Raw genomic sequence first — 18,191 nt, 5'->3', positions numbered from 1 at the left:
GCCATGGCATACGGGCAGAAGATCCTCAAGGGCGACGCCTACAAGCGTGCCGCGATCAAGCGTCGTCACCTTCGGATCCGCAAGAAGGTCGCCGGCACCGCCGAGCGTCCTCGCCTGGTCGTGACCCGCTCCAACCGCCACATGGTGGCGCAGGTGATCGACGACCTGAAGGGCCACACCGTGGCGTCGGCGTCCACTCTGGACGCGTCGATCCGCGGCGGCGAGGCCGACAAGTCCGCACAGGCCAAGCAGGTCGGGGCCCTGGTCGCCGAGCGTGCCAAGGCCGCCGGTGTCGAGGCTGTGGTGTTCGACCGTGGTGGCAACCAGTACGCGGGGCGCATCGCCGCCCTGGCGGACGCCGCCCGCGAAGCCGGGCTCAAGTTCTGAGCCTGCCGTAGCTAGCGGAAACAGAGAGAGGTAATTCCAATGGCTGGACCCCAGCGCCGCGGTGGCGGTGCCGGTGGCGGCGAGCGGCGGGACCGGAAGGGCCGTGACGGCGGCGCAGCTGCCGCCGACAAGACCGCATACGTTGAGCGCGTCGTCGCGATCAACCGTGTCGCCAAGGTAGTGAAGGGTGGTCGTCGCTTCAGCTTCACCGCGCTGGTCGTGGTGGGCGACGGTGACGGCACCGTGGGTGTCGGATACGGCAAGGCCAAGGAGGTGCCGGCCGCCATCGCCAAGGGCGTTGAGGAGGCCAAGAAGCACTTCTTCAAGGTCCCCCGCATCCAGGGCACCATCCCGCACCCGATCCAGGGTGAGAAGGCTGCCGGTGTCGTGCTGCTCAAGCCGGCTTCCCCGGGTACCGGTGTGATCGCCGGTGGTCCGGTGCGTGCCGTGCTCGAGTGCGCCGGTATCCACGACATCCTGTCGAAGTCGCTCGGCTCCGACAACGCGATCAACATCGTGCACGCGACCGTGGCGGCCCTCAAGGGCCTGCAGCGCCCCGAGGAGGTCGCGGCCCGCCGTGGTCTGCCGCTCGAGGACGTCGCTCCCGCGGCTCTCCTCCGTGCGCGTGCCGGGGCGGGTGCGTAATCATGGCGCAGCTCAGGATCACGCAGGTCAAGTCCTACATCGGCAGCAAGCAGAACCACCGTGACACCCTGCGTTCGCTTGGCCTGAAGAAGGTCAACGACGTGGTCGTCAAGGAGGACCGCCCCGAGTTCCGCGGCATGGTGCACACCGTCCGCCACCTCGTGACGGTCGAGGAGGTCGACTGATCATGGCGGAGCAGAACCCGCTCAAGATCCACAACCTCCGTCCCGCCCCGGGCGCCAAGACCGCCAAGACCCGTGTGGGTCGTGGCGAGGCGTCCAAGGGTAAGACGGCCGGTCGTGGTACGAAGGGCACCAAGGCCCGTTACCAGGTTCCGGAGCGCTTCGAGGGTGGCCAGATGCCCCTTCACATGCGTCTCCCGAAGCTGAAGGGCTTCAAGAACCCGTTCAAGACCGAGTTCCAGGTCGTGAACCTCGACAAGCTGGCCGCGCTCTACCCCGAGGGTGGCGAGGTCACCGTCGAGGGTCTGGTGGCCAAGGGGGCCGTTCGCAAGAACAGCCTCGTCAAGGTCCTCGGCCAGGGCGAGATCTCCGTGGCGCTGCAGGTGACGGTCGACGCCGTCTCCGGCTCCGCCAAGGAGAAGATCACCGCCGCCGGCGGTACCGTCACCGAGCTCGTCTGAACCATTCAGGCGTGCCGATGACTTGAGCGATCCCTACCGGGGGTACCCCAAGATTTGGGGTATCCCCGGTTGGTCGTTCCAAGGGCGGTGGTCTCGCCGGTAAGGTGGCCTGCACTGCCCACTTTCCCCGGGCGCCCCATGCGGGCACTCCGGAGGGAAGTTGTCCGTTACGTATTCGTCCTCATCGGAATCTCACGACCACCACCCTTGACGCGGTTGCGCGGGGGTCGCAGGAGGCACCGTGCTCACCGCGTTCGCCCGGGCGTTCAAGACGCCCGACCTGCGCAAGAAACTGCTGTTCACGCTCGGCATCATCGTGGTGTACCGGATCGGTACGAACATCCCGATCCCTGGTGTCGACTATCGGAACGTCCAGACCTGTATCGACGCGGCCCAGGCGAACCAGGGCATCTTCGGTCTGGTCAACATGTTCAGTGGCGGCGCGCTGCTGCAGATCACGATCTTCGCGCTGGGCATCATGCCGTACATCACGGCGAGCATCATTCTGCAGCTGCTGACCGTGGTGATCCCGCGTCTGGAAGCCCTGAAGAAGGAAGGCCAGGCCGGCACCGCCAAGATCACGCAGTACACGCGTTATCTGACGGTGGCGCTCGCCGTCCTGCAGGGCACCGGCCTGGTGGCCACCGCCCGCAGCGGCAGCCTCTTCCAGGGCTGCCCGGTGGCGAACCAGATCGTCCCCGACCAGTCCATGTTCGTGACCATCACCATGGTCATCACCATGACCGCCGGTACGGCCGTCGTGATGTGGCTCGGTGAGCTCATCACCGACCGCGGCATCGGCAACGGCATGTCGATCCTGATGTTCATCTCGATCTCCGCGACCTTCCCCTCCGCCCTGTGGGCCATCAAGGAGCAGGGCAACCTGGCGGACGGCTGGATCGAGTTCGGCACGGTCATGCTCGTCGGTCTGGTCATGGTCGGCCTGGTCGTCTTCGTCGAGCAGGCTCAGCGCCGGATTCCCGTGCAGTACGCGAAGCGCATGATCGGCCGCCGGTCCTACGGCGGTACGTCCACCTACATTCCCCTCAAGGTGAACCAGGCGGGCGTCATCCCCGTCATCTTCGCCTCGTCGCTGCTCTACATCCCGGCGTTGATCGTCCAGTTCTCCAACTCCACGGCGGGCTGGGCGACCTGGGTCACGAAGAACCTCGCCGACCCCGGGGCGACGCCGCACATCATTTTTTACTTCTTCTTGATCGTGTTCTTCGCGTTCTTCTATGTGGCGATTACCTTCAACCCCGAAGAAGTCGCCGACAACATGAAGAAGTATGGTGGCTTCATCCCGGGCATCCGGGCTGGCCGACCGACCGCTGAGTACCTCAGCTACGTACTCAACCGGATCACCTGGCCGGGTTCGCTGTACTTGGGTCTGATCTCTCTCGTGCCGACGATGGCGTTGGCCGGTTTCGGGGCAAACCAGAACTTCCCGTTCGGCGGGACCAGCATCCTGATCATCGTGGGTGTCGGTCTCGAGACGGTGAGGCAGATCGAGAGCCAGCTCCAGCAGCGCAATTACGAAGGGTTCCTCCGCTGATGCGAATCGTCCTCGTCGGGCCGCCCGGTGCTGGCAAAGGCACCCAGGCCACCCGCCTTGCCGAGAAGCTGAGCATCCCCCACATCTCCACGGGCGACCTGTTCCGTGCCAATATCAGTCGGCAGACCGAGCTGGGCAAGCTCGCGAAGTCGTACATGGACGCGGGCAACCTCGTGCCGGACGAGGTCACCATCGCCATGGCGAAGGACCGTATGGAGCAGCCGGACGCCGAGGCCGGCTTCCTGCTGGACGGGTTCCCGAGGAACGTCTCCCAGGCGGAGTCGCTCGACGAGCTGCTGGAGTCCGAGGGCATCACGCTGGACGCGGTGCTCGACCTGGAGGCCCCCGAGGCCGAGGTGGTCAAGCGGATCGCCGGGCGGCGGATCTGTCGCAAGGACTCCAGCCACGTCTTCCACGTGACGTACAGCAAGCCCAAGCAGGAGGGCGTCTGCGACGTCTGCGGCGGCGAGCTGTACCAGCGCGACGACGACGCCGAGGAGACGGTGCGCACCCGGCTGGAGGTCTACCACACGCAGACCGAGCCGATCATCGACTACTACCGGGCCCAGGGCCTGGTAGTGACGATCTCGGCGCTGGGTCCGGTCGACGAGGTCACCGGGCGTGCGCTGGAGGCGCTCAACCGGGATCAGTGACGGTGCGCGTCCGGCCGCGGTTCCCTGCGGGGGCCGCGGCCGACGTGTGCGCGAGGGAGGGGGCGGACGGCCTCCCCCGTATCGTTGACGATGTCCGTATACCTCTCCGGTCCAGAAAGGCCGTAGCCCTCATGGTGCAGATCAAGACCCCCGAGCAGATCGCCAAGATGCGTGAGGCGGGGCTGGTGGTCGCCGCCATCCACGCGGCCACGCGTGAGGCGGCCGTGCCCGGGGCCACGACGAGGGATCTGGACCAGGTCGCCCGCAAGGTGCTCGCCGAGCACAACGCCAAGCCGAACTTCCTCGGCTACGGCGGCTTCCCCGCGACGATCTGCACCTCCGTCAACGAGGTCGTCGTCCACGGCATCCCCTCCGACGAGGTCGTCCTCAAGGACGGGGACGTCATCTCCATCGACTGCGGCGCCGTCATCGACGGCTGGCACGGCGACGCTGCCTACACCGCCTTCGTCGGGTCGGGGCACGCGCCGGAGCTGGTCGAGCTGTCCCGGGTGACCGAGGAGTCGATGTGGGCCGGCGTCGCGGCCATGAAGCAGGGCAACCGGCTGGTCGACGTCTCCCGCGCCATCGAGACCTACATCCGCCGGCAGCCGAAGCCCGGCGGCGGGCGCTACGGGATCATCGAGGACTACGGCGGCCACGGCATCGGCACCGAGATGCACATGGACCCGCATCTGCTGAACTACGTCGACCGCCGACGGGGCAAGGGGCCCAAGCTGGTCCCGGGCTTCTGCCTCGCCATCGAGCCGATGGTCTCGCTGGGCACCGCGAAGACCCAGGTGCTGGAGGACGACTGGACCGTCATCACGACGGACGGCACCTGGTCCTCGCACTGGGAGCACTCCGTCGCGCTGACGGAGGCGGGGCCGCTGGTGCTGACGGCACCGGACGGGGGCAGGGCGAAGCTCGCCGAGTACGGGATCACGGCGGCTCCGGACCCGCTCGCCTGACGGCGGCCCGTGCCGCGACCGCCGGCCGGCGCAGCCCCCCGGAGCCTGTGAGGCGCCCGGCGCCGGACGGGGTGAGGGCGCCTGTGGATCCGCCGGCGTGAGCCCGGGGGCTCGGCGAAGCCTGCGGATTAAGGATCTCGTGGGCTGGGCAGACTTTCTCGATTCGTCTTTCAGGGTGCCCTGACGTAGACTGACTCGTCGGCTCTTGTGCATCCGCATGCCTGCATGTGATCACGGTGCGCAGTGGAGTCGATCAAGGTAGTCGATTCGAAGGGCGAAGCGTGGCCAAGAAGCAAGGTGCCATCGAGATCGAGGGCACTGTCGTCGAGTCTCTTCCGAACGCCATGTTCAAGGTCGAGCTCCAGAACGGCCACCAGGTCCTGGCACATATCAGCGGCAAGATGCGTATGCACTACATCCGCATCCTCCCTGACGACCGGGTCGTGGTGGAGCTCTCTCCGTATGACCTGACCCGGGGCCGGATCGTCTACCGGTACAAGTGAGCAAGTAGATCTTGCCCCTCCCCTCGTGGTGCGGGGGCACTGAGCCCGGAGAACTTCACATCCCATGAAGGTCAAGCCGAGCGTCAAGAAGATCTGCGACAAGTGCAGGGTGATCCGCCGTCACGGCCGGGTCATGGTTATCTGCGACAACCCGCGCCACAAGCAGCGCCAGGGCTGACCCGCACGATCCACCCTCTGCGACTTTCCCGCAGAACTTCGCGCGACGCGAGCAACATGTTCATACGCAGAACCCGAGCCGCACGGCTCGACACCCCCGGGCTCGGAGGCTGGGGACCCGGTTCGTACCAAATCGCCGCACCAGGCGAGGACGGCGGCCGGGGGACGGTTCTGCGGAAGACCTCCGACAACTAACTGGAGCCATTGAATGGCACGCGTTTCCGGTGTTGACATCCCGCGCGAAAAGCGCGTGGAGATCGCCCTCACCTACGTGTTCGGCATCGGCCGAACCCTTTCGCAGCAGACGCTGGCCGCTGTCGGCGTCGACCCGAACACCCGCGTTCGCGACCTCTCCGAGGAGCAGCTCGTCGCGATCCGCGAGTTCGTCGACAACAACATCAAGACTGAGGGTGACCTCCGTCGCGAGATCCAGGCCGACATCCGCCGCAAGGTCGAGATCGGCACCTACCAGGGTCTGCGTCACCGTCGCGGTCTGCCCGTCCGCGGTCAGCGCACCAGCACCAACGCGCGTACCCGCAAGGGCCCGCGTCGCGCCATCGCCGGCAAGAAGAAGCCGGGCAAGAAGTAGTCCGCAGCGGACATCTGTCCACGGTCTTCGCTGTAGGACCGACCACCTCCCGTAGGAGTTTGTAGATGCCCCCCAAGGGTCGTCAGGGCGCTGCCAAGAAGGTGCGCCGCAAGGAAAAGAAGAACGTCGCTCACGGCCACGCGCACATCAAGAGCACGTTCAACAACACGATCGTGTCCATCACGGACCCGACCGGCAACGTGATCTCCTGGGCCTCCGCCGGCCACGTCGGCTTCAAGGGCTCCCGGAAGTCCACGCCGTTCGCCGCGCAGATGGCCGCCGAGTCGGCTGCCCGTCGCGCGCAGGAGCACGGCATGCGCAAGGTCGACGTGTTCGTCAAGGGCCCGGGTTCCGGTCGTGAGACCGCCATCCGTTCGCTCCAGGCGACCGGTCTCGAGGTCGGCTCCATCCAGGACGTCACCCCGACCCCGCACAACGGCTGCCGTCCGCCGAAGCGCCGCCGCGTCTGAGTCGGTCGCCGGTTCGGTCGGTCGGCCTCCTGCTGGGGGTGCGGGGGTCGTCCCCCGCAGTGTCGCAGCACGGCTGCCGTCCGCCGAAGCGCCGCCGCGTCTGAGTCGGTCGCCGGTTCGGTCGTAGTGGTTTTTTCGGGCGGTACGCTCCGTATTCGGGCCGTACCGCCCGTACCCTTGTAGTACCCGCGCCTTTCACCGGGCGCGGTTTCCGTCGGGCGTCAAATAGCGGGCGTCCACGAGAGAAGGATTTGATCCACACATGCTGATCGCTCAGCGTCCTTCGTTGACCGAAGAGGTCGTCGACGAGTTCCGCTCCCGGTTCGTGATCGAGCCGCTGGAGCCGGGCTTCGGCTACACCCTCGGCAACTCCCTCCGCCGTACCCTCCTGTCGTCGATCCCCGGTGCCGCCGTCACCAGCATCCGCATCGACGGCGTCCTGCACGAGTTCACCACCGTGCCGGGTGTCAAGGAGGACGTCACCGACCTGATCCTCAACATCAAGCAGCTGGTCGTCTCCTCCGAGCACGACGAGCCCGTGGTGATGTACCTGCGCAAGCAGGGTCCGGGCCAGGTCACCGCCGCCGACATCGCGCCCCCGGCCGGTGTCGAGGTGCACAACCCCGACCTCGTCCTCGCCACGCTCAACGGCAAGGGCAAGCTGGAGATGGAGCTGACCGTCGAGCGCGGTCGCGGCTACGTCTCCGCCGTGCAGAACAAGCAGGTGGGCCAGGAGATCGGCCGTATCCCGGTCGACTCCATCTACAGCCCCGTGCTGAAGGTCACGTACAAGGTCGAGGCGACCCGTGTCGAGCAGCGCACCGACTTCGACAAGCTGATCGTCGACGTCGAGACCAAGCAGGCCATGCGTCCGCGTGACGCCATGGCGTCGGCCGGCAAGACCCTGGTCGAGCTGTTCGGTCTGGCCCGTGAGCTGAACATCGACGCCGAGGGCATCGACATGGGTCCGTCCCCGACGGACGCCGCTCTCGCCGCCGATCTGGCGCTGCCGATCGAGGAGCTGGAGCTCACCGTCCGGTCGTACAACTGCCTCAAGCGTGAGGGCATCCACTCCGTGGGTGAACTGGTCGCGCGCTCCGAGGCGGACCTCCTCGACATCCGCAACTTCGGCGCGAAGTCGATCGACGAGGTCAAGGCGAAGCTGGCGGGGATGGGACTTGCCCTCAAAGACAGCCCGCCTGGATTCGACCCCACCGCTGCCGCGGACGCCTTCGGCGCGGACGACGACGCGGATGCCGGGTTCGTAGAGACCGAGCAGTACTGAGAGCTCGGGCCGGACGGGTCCGTACGTGGGTGCGGGTGCGCTGTGGCTGTTCGCGCCCACGCGACGGAGTCGCATGTCGACACCGCCCGCGCCCCTTCCGGGCGCCCCTACGGGGCCGCCCGGATCTCCGACAGGCGACCGCCTGCTCGGATACTGACTCCGGTACCTGATACGGCCGGGGCAGACACCAAGGAGATACACCATGCCGAAGCCCGCCAAGGGTACCCGTATGGGCGGCAGCGCCTCGCACGAGAAGCTGATGCTCGCGAACCTCGCGAAGTCGCTCTTCGAGCACGGGCGCATCACCACCACCGAGGCGAAGGCGCGCAGGCTGCGCCCGTACGCCGAGCGTCTGGTCACCAAGGCGAAGAAGGGCGACCTTCACAACCGCCGTCAGGTGTTCCAGGTGATCACGGACAAGAGCATCGTCCACACGCTCTTCACCGAGATCGGCCCGCGGTACGAGAACCGTCCCGGTGGCTACACCCGTATCACCAAGATCGGTAACCGCCGTGGCGACAACGCGCCCATGGCCGTCATCGAGCTGGTCGAGGCCCTGACCGTCGCCCAGGAGGCCACCGGTGAGGCCGAGGCCGCGACCAAGCGCGCGGTCAAGGAAGACGCCCTCAAGAAGGACGAGGCCGTCGAGGCTCCGGCCGAGGACGCCAAGGCCGACCTGACCAAGGACGAGGCCGCCGAGGCCCCGGCCGAGGACGCCAAGGACGCCTGAGGCAGCGCTGCTTCACGCTGAGCGGGTCCGCCCTTGTGGGGGCGGGCCCGCTTTCGCGTGCCTGAGAGGATCTGTACGTGAGTGACGAAGTAGAGCCCGGACACGTCCGTATCCGTCTCGATCTGTCCTACGACGGGACCGAGTTCTCCGGCTGGGCCAAGCAGGCCGGGGGCAGGCGGACCGTACAGGGGGAGATCGAGGACGCCCTGCGGACCGTCACGCGGTCCGGGGAGACGACGTACGAGCTGACCGTGGCCGGCCGGACCGACGCCGGGGTGCACGCGCGCGGTCAGGTGGCCCATGTCGACCTGCCGGTCGAACTGTGGGCGGAGCACCGGGAGAAGCTGCACAAGCGGCTCGCCGGACGGCTCCCGCGCGATGTCCGGATCTGGTCCCTCACCGAGGCCCCCGCGGGCTTCAACGCCCGGTTCTCCGCGGTCTGGCGGCGCTACGCGTACCGGGTCACCGACCACCCCGGCGGGGTGGACCCGTTGCTGCGCGGTCATGTGCTGTGGCACGACTGGCCCCTTGACGTCGACGCGATGAACGAGGCCGCCCGGCGGCTGCTGGGGGAGCACGACTTCGCCGCGTACTGCAGGCGGCGGGAGGGCGCCACGACCATCCGCACGCTCCAGGAGCTGAGCCTGCTGCGCGACGCGGACGGGGTGATCACGGCGACGGTCCGGGCCGACGCCTTCTGCCACAACATGGTGCGCTCGCTGATCGGGGCGCTGCTGTTCGTCGGCGACGGGCACCGCGCGCCCGACTGGCCGGGCAAGGTGCTGGCGGCGGGCGTACGGGACTCGGCGGTGCACGTCGTCCGTCCGCACGGACTGACCCTGGAGGAGGTCGGCTACCCGGCCGACGATCTCCTGGCCGCCCGCAACAAGGAGGCCCGCAACAAGCGCTCGCTGCCGGCGACGGCGCGGTGCTGCTGATCGGGACGTGATGCCGCGACCCGCGCCGCGCTCGAGCCCCGGCTCGATTCCCCGCTCAGCGCGAAGCGGCTGTGCGGCGGGGGGTGCGGGGCCGGTCGGAGAGGCGGTCGGCCCCGCGGGCGGGCGTCGTCGCCGAGGGCGTCGTCACTCGTTCGCGGCGGCCGACGCCTGGGCCTCGCCGCGGCGGCGGATCTGGCGGAAGGTGAACTCGGCGAGATCGTCGCCGGTGCTGAAGACGGCCTTGTCCTGCTCCGTCACGTCCTTGACCGAGGTGAAGCCGGACAGGGTGAAGTAGGCGTAGCGGCCGTAGGAGTTGGTGGTCGAGCGGCAGACCGCGCCGTCGCAGAACTCCTTGACGCCGCCGCCCGCGAGGGACTTGATGATGCTCCTCGTGTCGGCCTGCTGCTTGGCCTTGGCGGCCTGGGCCTCGGTGTCGAAGACGGCCACGCCCACCGTCACCGCGACGTCGTCCTTGGTGTAGGTGACCCGGAGCAGGCGGCTGCAGCCGTTGTCGGTGAGGACCTTGGGCAGCGTGGCCTTCGCGGCCGAGGCGCAGTCGCGGGTGTCGGCCGTCGGGCCCTTCTTGTACACCGTCTCGCCCATGGTGAGCTGCGTGCCCGGGAAGAGGACGTCCGGGGCCAGCGGCGCCCGGTCCTTCTTCACGTTGGAGACGAAGTCCTTCGGGTCCAGCGGCGGCGGGGCGCTCGTCGGGGCGAACGAGGGGGTCGCGCCGCTCGGGCTCGGCAGGTCGGCGGTCGCCGGCGCCTGGGAGGACGGTCCGCCCGCGGCCTGGTTGCTGCCGTTCGCCGAGACGACGGCCACCGCCACGGCCGTGCCTATCGCGACGGTGGCGATCGCGCCGCCGCCGATGAGCAGCAGCCGGCGCCGTTTGTGACGTGTCTCGGACGCCTCGGCCAGTGCGGCCCAGTCGGGTGACTGGCTGTTGTCGTCCCCGCCGCTCCAGGGCTGCTGAGACTGCGGTTTCCAGGGATCCCACTGCGAAGGAGGTCCCCCCTGCCCATAACTCATGGGGCGCATCTTAGACGGGGCGCGGGGTGTACCGGACCGCCCCAACCCCGCGCACGGGTCCTGGCGTTGCCGCTCCGGCGGTGAGCAAAAGCGACATCTCCGGGTGGTTGGTGCGCCCCGTGGACCGTGGTGCGGACGATGCCGCCGTCGTGGTGCGGGCGACGCCGCCGTCGTGGTGCGGGCGACACCGGCGGCATGGCGGCGGACGGCTGTAGAGTCGGTGTGGCCCACGCCCGGCGGACTCGTTTTGACCCGTCCGGCCGAGGGCGGGTATTCTGCATGTTTGTTATGTGTATTGGCTTGCTCATTCTCACGTGAGGGGCCCTTACACCGGTCCACCGGGCCGATGACCAGCGACCAGCACGCGGTTTGCGTCACCGCAGTGCGGTCAGGGCTGTCGTGATCGTCTTCGGTGACCATGTCAGGACCACTCACTGAAGAAGCGAAGGCTACGAACCGTGCGTACGTACAGCCCCAAGCCCGGCGATGTGACGCGCCAGTGGCACGTCATCGACGCTCAGGACATCGTCCTGGGTCGTCTGGCCTCCACTGCGGCCTCCATCCTGCGCGGCAAGCACAAGCCGATCTACGCCCCTCACGTCGACACCGGTGACTTCGTCATCATCATCAACGCCGAGAAGGTGCACCTCTCCGGCAACAAGCGGACCCAGAAGCTGGCGTACCGCCACTCGGGCTACCCGGGCGGTCTGCGCTCCGTGCGCTACGACGAGCTGCTGGAGAAGAACCCCGAGAAGGCCATCGAGAAGGCCGTCAAGGGCATGCTCCCCAAGAACACCCTGGGCCGTCAGATGCTCTCGAAGCTGAAGGTCTACGCAGGCGACCAGCACCCGCACGCTGCCCAGCAGCCGGTGCCGTTCGAGATCACCCAGGTCGCGCAGTAAGTCCGGCCACCCCCTAAGACCGAACAGAATCTGAGGAGCATCGTGGCCGAGACCACTGCCGAGCAGCCGCTCGAAGAGATCGACATCGACAGCTACACCACCGAGTCCGAGGTGCCCGTCGAGGGCGAGTACACCTCGGAGTCCATGGCCTCCCACTTCGGCGAGCCGCAGCCGGCCGCCGGCCTGGGCCGTCGCAAGAACGCCATCGCCCGCGTCCGGATCATCCCGGGCTCCGGCAAGTGGAAGATCAACGGTCGCACCCTCGAGGACTACTTCCCGAACAAGGTGCACCAGCAGGAAGTCAACGAGCCCTTCAAGGTGCTCGAGCTCGAGGGTCGCTACGACGTCGTCGCCCTCATCTCGGGTGGCGGCGTCTCCGGCCAGGCCGGTGCGCTCCGCCTCGGTGTCGCCCGTGCGCTGAACGAGGCGGACGTCGACAACAACCGCGGCGCGCTCAAGAAGGCCGGCTTCCTGCGCCGCGACGACCGCGCGGTCGAGCGGAAGAAGGCCGGTCTGAAGAAGGCCCGCAAGGCCCCGCAGTACAGCAAGCGCTGATTGCAGCTGCCCCTGCACGTACTCCGAACGCCCCGGCGGCACGTCACAGTGCCGCCGGGGCGTTCGTTTTCTCACTACGGCAGGCGTATAACGGCACAAGGCACTCGAAGGCTAATGTGATCGGATGGTCGGGTGGCGCCCGCCGTGGACCGTAGGTGCGGGAGCAGCCCGGGCAGCGCGACCGTCGAACACCCCGAACACCCGAACACCGCACCGGCAGCGCAACCGTCGAACGCGCCGACCGGTCGAACCCCTCGGTACAGCTCACAACGCCCCGGCCGACACCACGGCACCGTTTCCGGCACCGTCCCCGGTTCCGCCTTCGGTACCTCTTTCGCCATGGCCGTCGACACGGTTTCGACACGGCCTCGATACTGACGCTTCCTCAGGAGGACAAGTGGGACGACTCTTCGGCACGGACGGGGTGCGCGGTGTCGCCAACGCGGACCTGACCGCCGAGATGGCACTGGGTCTCTCCGTGGCCGCCGCGCACGTACTGGCCGAGGCGGGCACGTTCGAAGGGCACCGGCCGACCGCCGTGGTCGGACGCGACCCGCGGGCGTCCGGTGAGTTCCTGGAGGCCGCCATGGTCGCCGGGCTGGCGAGCGCCGGCGTGGACGTCCTGCGGGTCGGCGTGCTGCCGACGCCCGCCGTGGCGCACCTCACCGGAGCGCTCGGCGCGGATCTCGGTGTGATGCTGTCCGCGAGCCACAACGCCATGCCGGACAACGGCATCAAGTTCTTCGCGCGCGGCGGCCACAAGCTCGCCGACGAGCTGGAGAACCGGATCGAGTCCGTGTACGAGGAGCACCGCACCGGAGCCCCCTGGGACCGCCCGACCGGAGCCGGTGTGGGCCGTGTGCGGGACTACGAGGAGGGGCTCGACACCTACGTCTCCCATCTCGTCGGCGTCCTGCCGAACCGGTTGGACGGCCTGCGCATCGTCCTCGACGAGGCGCACGGCGCCGCCTTCCGGGTCTCGCCGGAGGCGTTCGCGCGGGCCGGGGCCGAGGTCATCACCATCGGCGCCCAGCCGGACGGGCTGAACATCAACGAGGACTGCGGTTCCACCCACCTGGACCGGCTGAAGACCGCGGTCGTCGAGCACGGGGCCGATCTCGGCATCGCGCACGACGGCGACGCCGACCGGTGCCTGGCCGTCGACCACACCGGTGCCGAGGTGGACGGCGACCAGATCCTCGCCGTGCTCGCCCTGGCGATGCGGGAGCGCTCCGCACTGCGCTCCGACACCGTCGTCGCGACCGTGATGTCCAACCTCGGCTTCAAGCTCGCCATGGAACGCGAAGGCATCCACTTCGTCCAGACCGCGGTCGGCGACCGGTACGTCCTGGAGCAGATGAAGGAGAAGGGCTACGCCCTCGGCGGCGAGCAGTCCGGCCACGTCATCGTCCTCGACCACGCGACCACGGGCGACGGCACGCTCACCGGTCTGCTGCTGGCGGCGCGCGTCGCCGAGACCGGGCGTCCGCTGAGCGAGCTGGCCTCGGTGATGGAGCGGCTGCCGCAGGTGCTCATCAACGTGCCGGACGTGGACAAGTCCCGGGTGAAGACCTCCGCGGAGCTCTCCGAGGCCGTGACGGAGGCCGAGCGCGAGCTGGGCGGGACCGGCCGCGTGCTGCTCCGCCCCTCGGGCACCGAACCGCTGGTCCGTGTGATGGTCGAGGCCGCCGACATCGACCAGGCCCGCACGGTCGCGGGACGCCTGGCGGACGTGGTGAAGTCGGCGCTGGGTTAGACCCCGGGCCGGGACGCCGGGGGTCCGCACCGGCGCACCCTCGGCCGGCCCGGAAGCTTTTCTGGGCCGGCGGGGCAGAGCGCCGGCGGCGGTGACGCCCGGCGGTCGAGCGGGAGCTGTTCGGCGGGGCTCCGGGCCTGCGCCGTCCCGCCGTGGCTCAGGACCACGGCCGCGTCCTCCTCGGCCGGTGCGGTCGGGCGCGGGTGGGACACGGCGGTGGCGTGGCCGTCACAGCTTGCGCAGCCGGAGGCGCTGGACCTTGTGGTCCGGGCCCTTGCGGACGACGAGGGTGGCGCGGCCGCGGGTGGGGGCGATGTTCTCCACCAGGTTGGGCTTGTTGACGGTGCGCCACATGGTGGCGGCGTAGTCGAGCGCCTCCGCCTCCGAGACCTGCGTGTACCTGCGGAAGTACGAGGACGGGTCCTGGAAGGCGGTCGCGCGCAGCTTGCGGAAGCGGCTGAGGTACCAGCGTTCGATGTCCTCGGCGCGGGCGTCCACGTACACGCTGAAGTCGAAGTAGTCGGCGAGACCGACGCGGGTACGGCCGTCCTTGCCGGGCAGCGCCGGCTGCAGGACGTTCAGCCCCTCGACGATCAGGATGTCCGGGCGGCGCACGGTGAGCAGCTCCCCGGGGACGATGTCGTAGATGAGGTGGGAGTAGACCGGGGCCGTCACCTCGTCCTTGCCGGCCTTGACGTCGGCGACGAAACGGGTCAGCGCGCGGCGGTCGAACGACTCGGGAAAGCCTTTGCGCGACATCAGGCCGCGTTCCTGGAGCTCCTTGGTGGGCAGCAGGAACCCGTCCGTGGTCACCAGCTCGACGCGCGGGTGCTCGGGCCAGCGGGACAGCAGGGCCTGGAGCAGACGGGAGACGGTGGACTTGCCGACGGCGACGGAACCGGCGACCCCTATGACGAAGGGGGTGCCGGACTGGGAGCCCTGTTCGCCGAGGAAGGTGTTCAGCGCGCCGCGGAGGCCGTCGGTGGCGCCGACGTAGAGATTGAGCAGCCGGGACAGCGGGAGGTAGATGTCCCGCACCTCGTCGAGGTCGATGACGTCACCGAGACCGCGCAGCCGTTCCACCTCGTCGGCGGAGAGCGGCAGCGGCGTCTTGTGGCGCAGGGCGCTCCACTCGGCACGGGTGAGGTCGAGGTAGGGAGTCGCCTCCGACCGCTGCCGGTGGGCGCTCCGGGAAGTCGAGGAGGCCGGTGAGATCACGGTCCATTGTTAACGGAGTTCGAACGGGATGGTGCGTGGGCTGCGTCACGCGGCGAGGGGGAGCGGAGACGAACCGAGGGGAGTTGTGAGAAGCCGCGTGCCCCGTGTCCGGCTTTTCCGCGCATCGCGTGTGGCGTTTCGCAGCGGCCCGGGCCGCCGTCGAGTCCACGGTCACGGCCGGGGCGCCGGGTGGAGCGCACCGTGGTCCGGATCGGCCCCGCCGTCCGCTGCCGGATGCGCGGCCTCTCCCCGCGCGGCGGGAAGAGCGGACCTGACCGTAACGGCGAAGGCACGAGGCAAGATCACGTGGCTGTCACGGTTCCCCTACGAGTGATCTTTCGATGATCGTTCGTGAAGGGGCGGTGACTATATTTCGTGCCCTGTGCCGCGGAGCCCTCCGCATCTTCGAGGAAAGAGTTTTCCCACGTGAGAACCACTGCCGTCCGCCGTCCCGCTCTCGCCGTCTCCGCCGCCGTGCTCGCCCTGCTCGTCACCGCCTGCGGTGGCAACGGCGACAGCGACAGCGGCAAGGGGGACGAGGGCAAGGCCGACGCCTCCGCTTCCGCCGCGCCCGAGGCCAAGGCGCTGACCGCGGCCGAGCTGGAGAAGGCCGCGCTGGTCCAGGCCGACGTGAAGGACGGCAAGGTGGTCACCAAGGTGCCCGCGACGGACGACCTGAGCGCCGACAAGGTCAAGGCGGACGACGAGGCGTGCCAGACCCTCGCCAACCTGCAGGCCGCGGTCCCGGTCGGCTCGCCCGCCGCCACCGTCAAGCGGTCCTGGACCGGTGAGGCGAAGAAGCCCGCCGAGGGTACGGACCCGGAGGAGGCCATGGCCGCCGCCCTCGCCGTGGACAAGGTCCTCGTCACGCTCGCCTCCTATGAGGACGGCGGCGCCGAGCAGGTCATGAAGGACGTCGACGCCGCCGTCGAGAAGTGCGCCGGGGGCTTCACCGCCACCGCCGCCGGCGAAAAGCTCAAGTTCCTGAAGGCTGCCAGGGCCGAGGGGCCGAAGGGCGCCGACGAGTCCGTCGAGATCACCGTGACGATGGCCGCCGACGAGGGCGTCGAGGCGCCCGTCAAGATCGTCGTCGCGCGCACCGGCGCCACCGTCACCGGCTTCTCGGCGATCAACTTCGGTGCGATCGTCGCCGGCGAGAAGGCCCCCTTCCCGACGCGGATCTCCGACGTCCAGCTCGCCAAGCTCGGCTGACGCACCCCTCCGTTCCCACCGGTGCCTCGCGCACCGGTGGGAATTTCCGCTTTCGGGCACGCGGCGGCCCTGTCCGGCGTCTGACGGATCATAAGCTGCCGGGCATGTGCGGAATCGTGGGATACGTGGGGCCGCAGTCGGCGCTGGACGTCGTGACGGCCGGACTGAAACGGCTGGAGTACCGGGGCTACGACTCGGCGGGCGTGGCCGTCCTCGCGGACGGCGGGCTCGCCACGGCGAAACGGGCCGGGAAACTGGTCAACCTGGAGAAGGAACTGGCCGCCCGGCCGCTCCCCACCGGGGCGACCGGCATCGGCCACACCCGCTGGGCCACGCACGGCGGCCCCACCGATGCCAACGCCCACCCGCACCTCGACAACGCGGGCCGGGTCGCCGTCGTCCACAACGGCATCATCGAGAACTTCGCCGAACTGCGGACCGAGCTCGCCGGGCGCGGCCACGACCTGGCCTCCGAGACGGACACCGAGGTCGTCGCCCACCTGCTCGCCGAGGAGTTCTCCTCCTGCGCCGACCTGGCCGAGGCGATGCGCCTGGTCTGCCGCCGTCTGCTCGGAGCCTTCACCCTGGTCGCCGTCCACGCGGACGCGCCGGACAGGGTGGTCGGCGCCCGCCGCAACTCGCCGCTCGTGGTGGGCGTCGGCGCGGGCGAGTCCTTCCTCGCGTCGGACGTCGCCGCGTTCATCGACCACACCCGCTCCGCGATCGAGCTGGGCCAGGACCAGGTGGTCGAGCTGCGCCGGGACGGAGTCACGGTCACCGGCTTCGACGGCGCCCCGGCGGACGTCCGCACGTACCACGTCGACTGGGACGCCTCCGCCGCCGAGAAGGCCGGGTACGCCTCCTTCATGCTCAAGGAGATCGCCGAGCAGCCGAAGGCGGTCGCCGACACCCTGCTGGGCCGCATCGACGGCTTCGGCACCCTGTCCCTGGACGAGGTGCGGATCCCCCCGGAGGCGCTGCGCGAGGCCGACAAGGTCGTCATCGTCGCCTGCGGCACGGCCTTCCACGCCGGGCTGATCGCCAAGTACGCCATCGAGCACTGGACGCGGATTCCCTGCGAGGTCGAGCTGGCGAGCGAGTTCCGCTACCGGGATCCGATCCTGGACCAGCAGACCCTGGTCATCGCCGTCTCCCAGTCCGGCGAGACCATGGACACGCTGATGGCCCTGCGGCACGCCCGCGAACAGGGTGCCCGGGTCCTGGCCATCTGCAACACCAACGGCTCGACCATCCCGCGCGAGTCGGACGCCGTGCTCTACACCCACGCCGGCCCCGAGGTCGCCGTCGCCTCGACCAAGGCCTTCCTGACCCAGCTGGTCGCTTGCTACCTGGTCGCCCTGTACCTGGCCCAGGTCCGCGGCACGAAGTACGGCGACGAGATCCGCGCGGTCGTCCGGGACCTGTCCTCCATCGCCGGGTCGGTGGAGCGCGTCCTGGGGGCGATGGGACCGGTACGGGAACTCGCCCGCACCCTCGCACACAAGGACACGGTGCTGTTCCTGGGCCGGCACGTCGGCTACCCGGTCGCCCTGGAGGGCGCGCTCAAACTCAAGGAGCTCGCCTACATGCACGCGGAGGGCTTCGCCGCGGGCGAGCTGAAGCACGGCCCGATCGCCCTGGTCGAGGACGGGCTGCCGGTCGTCGTGGTCGTCCCCTCACCCCGCGGCCGCTCCGTCCTCCACGACAAGATCGTCTCCAACATCCAGGAGATCCGCGCCCGGGGTGCCCGCACCATCGTCATCGCCGAGGACGGTGACGAGGAGGTGACCCCCTACGCCGACCACCTCATCCGCGTCCCGCCGACCCCGACCCTGCTCCAGCCCCTGGTGGCCACGGTGCCGTTGCAGGTCTTCGCCTGCGAACTCGCCACCGCCCGCGGCAACGAGGTCGACCAGCCCCGGAACCTGGCGAAGTCGGTCACGGTCGAGTGAACCCGCCGGGCCCCGGCACCGCAG

The 18,191-nt window shown here is 69.0% G+C and carries 21 protein-coding genes; 19 read left to right on the top strand and 2 right to left on the bottom strand.

Features of this window, described 5'->3' with window-relative positions; translation table 11 throughout:
* The first annotated feature begins 3 nt into the window (after positions 1-3).
* The 14 genes from rplR to truA all read left to right on the top strand — a co-directional run bounded on the left by rplR (position 4) and on the right by truA (position 9,543).
* Positions 4-387, top strand: coding sequence for a 50S ribosomal protein L18 (gene rplR, locus PYS65_RS14740; protein ID WP_279334423.1), 384 nt, complete (start codon positions 4-6; stop codon positions 385-387).
* A 39-nt stretch (positions 388-426) separates the two neighbouring features.
* Positions 427-1,032, top strand: coding sequence for a 30S ribosomal protein S5 (rpsE, locus tag PYS65_RS14735; protein WP_202275761.1), 606 nt, complete (start codon positions 427-429; stop codon positions 1,030-1,032).
* Between the two features lie 2 nt (positions 1,033-1,034).
* Positions 1,035-1,217 carry a 50S ribosomal protein L30 gene (gene rpmD / locus PYS65_RS14730; protein ID WP_109381506.1) on the top strand — a complete coding sequence of 61 codons (183 nt, stop codon included), beginning with the start codon at positions 1,035-1,037 and terminating at the stop codon, positions 1,215-1,217.
* Between the two features lie 2 nt (positions 1,218-1,219).
* On the top strand, positions 1,220-1,675 hold the full coding sequence (gene rplO / locus PYS65_RS14725; RefSeq protein ID WP_023547373.1) for a 50S ribosomal protein L15: 456 nt from the start codon (positions 1,220-1,222) through the stop codon (positions 1,673-1,675).
* A 241-nt stretch (positions 1,676-1,916) separates the two neighbouring features.
* The gene (gene secY, locus PYS65_RS14720; protein ID WP_279334422.1) at positions 1,917-3,230 is read left to right on the top strand and encodes a preprotein translocase subunit SecY; all 1,314 of its coding nucleotides are present in this window, start codon (positions 1,917-1,919) and stop codon (positions 3,228-3,230) included.
* Positions 3,230-3,883, top strand: a complete 654-nt coding sequence (locus PYS65_RS14715) for an adenylate kinase (protein ID WP_109381503.1) — start codon at positions 3,230-3,232, stop codon at positions 3,881-3,883. Before secY ends, PYS65_RS14715 begins: the two co-directional genes overlap by 1 nt.
* A 131-nt stretch (positions 3,884-4,014) precedes the next feature.
* Positions 4,015-4,851, top strand: coding sequence for a type I methionyl aminopeptidase (gene map, locus PYS65_RS14710; protein WP_279334421.1), 837 nt, complete (start codon positions 4,015-4,017; stop codon positions 4,849-4,851).
* Between the two features lie 281 nt (positions 4,852-5,132).
* Positions 5,133-5,354 carry a translation initiation factor IF-1 gene (gene infA / locus PYS65_RS14705; RefSeq protein ID WP_003948620.1) on the top strand — a complete coding sequence of 74 codons (222 nt, stop codon included), beginning with the start codon at positions 5,133-5,135 and terminating at the stop codon, positions 5,352-5,354.
* Positions 5,355-5,418: 64 nt separating this feature from the next.
* Positions 5,419-5,532, top strand: a complete 114-nt coding sequence (gene rpmJ / locus PYS65_RS14700; protein WP_003974245.1) for a 50S ribosomal protein L36 — start codon at positions 5,419-5,421, stop codon at positions 5,530-5,532.
* Positions 5,533-5,739: 207 nt separating this feature from the next.
* A complete protein-coding gene (gene rpsM, locus PYS65_RS14695) occupies positions 5,740-6,120 on the top strand; it encodes a 30S ribosomal protein S13 (protein WP_031041520.1) in 381 nt (126 codons plus the stop codon).
* 65 nt (positions 6,121-6,185) lie between these two features.
* On the top strand, positions 6,186-6,590 hold the full coding sequence (gene rpsK / locus PYS65_RS14690; protein ID WP_003948617.1) for a 30S ribosomal protein S11: 405 nt from the start codon (positions 6,186-6,188) through the stop codon (positions 6,588-6,590).
* Between the two features lie 262 nt (positions 6,591-6,852).
* Entirely contained in the window at positions 6,853-7,875 is a 1,023-nt protein-coding gene (locus PYS65_RS14685; RefSeq protein ID WP_202275769.1) for a DNA-directed RNA polymerase subunit alpha, read from the top strand.
* A 202-nt stretch (positions 7,876-8,077) separates the two neighbouring features.
* Complete coding sequence (gene rplQ, locus PYS65_RS14680) at positions 8,078-8,605, top strand: 50S ribosomal protein L17 (protein WP_279334420.1); 528 nt, start codon at positions 8,078-8,080, stop codon at positions 8,603-8,605.
* 77 nt (positions 8,606-8,682) lie between these two features.
* The gene (gene truA, locus PYS65_RS14675) at positions 8,683-9,543 is read left to right on the top strand and encodes a tRNA pseudouridine(38-40) synthase TruA (protein WP_279334419.1); all 861 of its coding nucleotides are present in this window, start codon (positions 8,683-8,685) and stop codon (positions 9,541-9,543) included.
* A gap of 144 nt (positions 9,544-9,687) precedes the next feature.
* Here truA and PYS65_RS14670 read toward each other — a convergent pair whose 3' ends face one another.
* Positions 9,688-10,572 (bottom strand): hypothetical protein, encoded by an 885-nt coding sequence (locus PYS65_RS14670; RefSeq protein ID WP_279334418.1) that lies wholly within the window; start codon positions 10,570-10,572, stop codon positions 9,688-9,690.
* Positions 10,573-11,030: 458 nt separating this feature from the next.
* On the opposite strand from PYS65_RS14670, the gene rplM reads away from it, so the two are divergent.
* The 3 genes from rplM (at position 11,031) to glmM (ending at position 13,785) form a co-directional block, all read left to right on the top strand.
* Positions 11,031-11,474, top strand: a complete 444-nt coding sequence (gene rplM / locus PYS65_RS14665) for a 50S ribosomal protein L13 (protein WP_279334417.1) — start codon at positions 11,031-11,033, stop codon at positions 11,472-11,474.
* A 42-nt stretch (positions 11,475-11,516) separates the two neighbouring features.
* Positions 11,517-12,029, top strand: a complete 513-nt coding sequence (gene rpsI, locus PYS65_RS14660) for a 30S ribosomal protein S9 (RefSeq protein WP_279334416.1) — start codon at positions 11,517-11,519, stop codon at positions 12,027-12,029.
* Positions 12,030-12,426: 397 nt separating this feature from the next.
* A complete protein-coding gene (glmM, locus tag PYS65_RS14655; protein ID WP_279334415.1) occupies positions 12,427-13,785 on the top strand; it encodes a phosphoglucosamine mutase in 1,359 nt (452 codons plus the stop codon).
* Between the two features lie 228 nt (positions 13,786-14,013).
* Here glmM and coaA read toward each other — a convergent pair whose 3' ends face one another.
* The gene (gene coaA / locus PYS65_RS14650; protein ID WP_279334414.1) at positions 14,014-15,003 is read right to left on the bottom strand and encodes a type I pantothenate kinase; all 990 of its coding nucleotides are present in this window, start codon (positions 15,001-15,003) and stop codon (positions 14,014-14,016) included.
* Positions 15,004-15,429: 426 nt separating this feature from the next.
* Here coaA and PYS65_RS14645 point away from each other — a divergent pair, with 426 nt between their 5' ends.
* Together PYS65_RS14645 and glmS are read left to right on the top strand one after the other, a co-directional pair.
* Complete coding sequence (locus PYS65_RS14645) at positions 15,430-16,215, top strand: hypothetical protein (protein ID WP_279334413.1); 786 nt, start codon at positions 15,430-15,432, stop codon at positions 16,213-16,215.
* 104 nt (positions 16,216-16,319) lie between these two features.
* Positions 16,320-18,167, top strand: a complete 1,848-nt coding sequence (glmS, locus tag PYS65_RS14640) for a glutamine--fructose-6-phosphate transaminase (isomerizing) (protein ID WP_279334412.1) — start codon at positions 16,320-16,322, stop codon at positions 18,165-18,167.
* Positions 18,168-18,191: the final 24 nt, after the last annotated feature.

It is taken from the genome of Streptomyces cathayae (assembly GCF_029760955.1).
Taxonomy (GTDB): Bacteria; Actinomycetota; Actinomycetes; order Streptomycetales; family Streptomycetaceae; genus Streptomyces; species Streptomyces cathayae.
The sequence above is the reverse complement of the archived record's forward strand: the minus strand, read 5'-3'. Positions and strand labels throughout refer to the sequence as shown.

What these genes read in the sequence shown, in the direction of transcription:
- rplO (WP_023547373.1), top strand. Translation starts at nt 1,220, where the DNA reads ATGGCGGAGCAGAACCCGCTCAAGATCCACAACCTCCGTCCCGCCCCG.
- PYS65_RS14670 (WP_279334418.1), bottom strand. Translation starts at nt 10,572, where the DNA reads ATGAGTTATGGGCAGGGGGGACCTCCTTCGCAGTGGGATCCCTGGAAA.
- rpmD (WP_109381506.1), top strand. Translation starts at nt 1,035, where the DNA reads ATGGCGCAGCTCAGGATCACGCAGGTCAAGTCCTACATCGGCAGCAAG.
- rplR (WP_279334423.1), top strand. Translation starts at nt 4, where the DNA reads ATGGCATACGGGCAGAAGATCCTCAAGGGCGACGCCTACAAGCGTGCC.
- rpsE (WP_202275761.1), top strand. Translation starts at nt 427, where the DNA reads ATGGCTGGACCCCAGCGCCGCGGTGGCGGTGCCGGTGGCGGCGAGCGG.
- map (WP_279334421.1), top strand. Translation starts at nt 4,015, where the DNA reads ATGGTGCAGATCAAGACCCCCGAGCAGATCGCCAAGATGCGTGAGGCG.
- PYS65_RS14685 (WP_202275769.1), top strand. Translation starts at nt 6,853, where the DNA reads ATGCTGATCGCTCAGCGTCCTTCGTTGACCGAAGAGGTCGTCGACGAG.
- glmS (WP_279334412.1), top strand. Translation starts at nt 16,320, where the DNA reads ATGTGCGGAATCGTGGGATACGTGGGGCCGCAGTCGGCGCTGGACGTC.
- PYS65_RS14715 (WP_109381503.1), top strand. Translation starts at nt 3,230, where the DNA reads ATGCGAATCGTCCTCGTCGGGCCGCCCGGTGCTGGCAAAGGCACCCAG.
- rpmJ (WP_003974245.1), top strand. Translation starts at nt 5,419, where the DNA reads ATGAAGGTCAAGCCGAGCGTCAAGAAGATCTGCGACAAGTGCAGGGTG.
- rplQ (WP_279334420.1), top strand. Translation starts at nt 8,078, where the DNA reads ATGCCGAAGCCCGCCAAGGGTACCCGTATGGGCGGCAGCGCCTCGCAC.
- rpsM (WP_031041520.1), top strand. Translation starts at nt 5,740, where the DNA reads ATGGCACGCGTTTCCGGTGTTGACATCCCGCGCGAAAAGCGCGTGGAG.
- rpsK (WP_003948617.1), top strand. Translation starts at nt 6,186, where the DNA reads ATGCCCCCCAAGGGTCGTCAGGGCGCTGCCAAGAAGGTGCGCCGCAAG.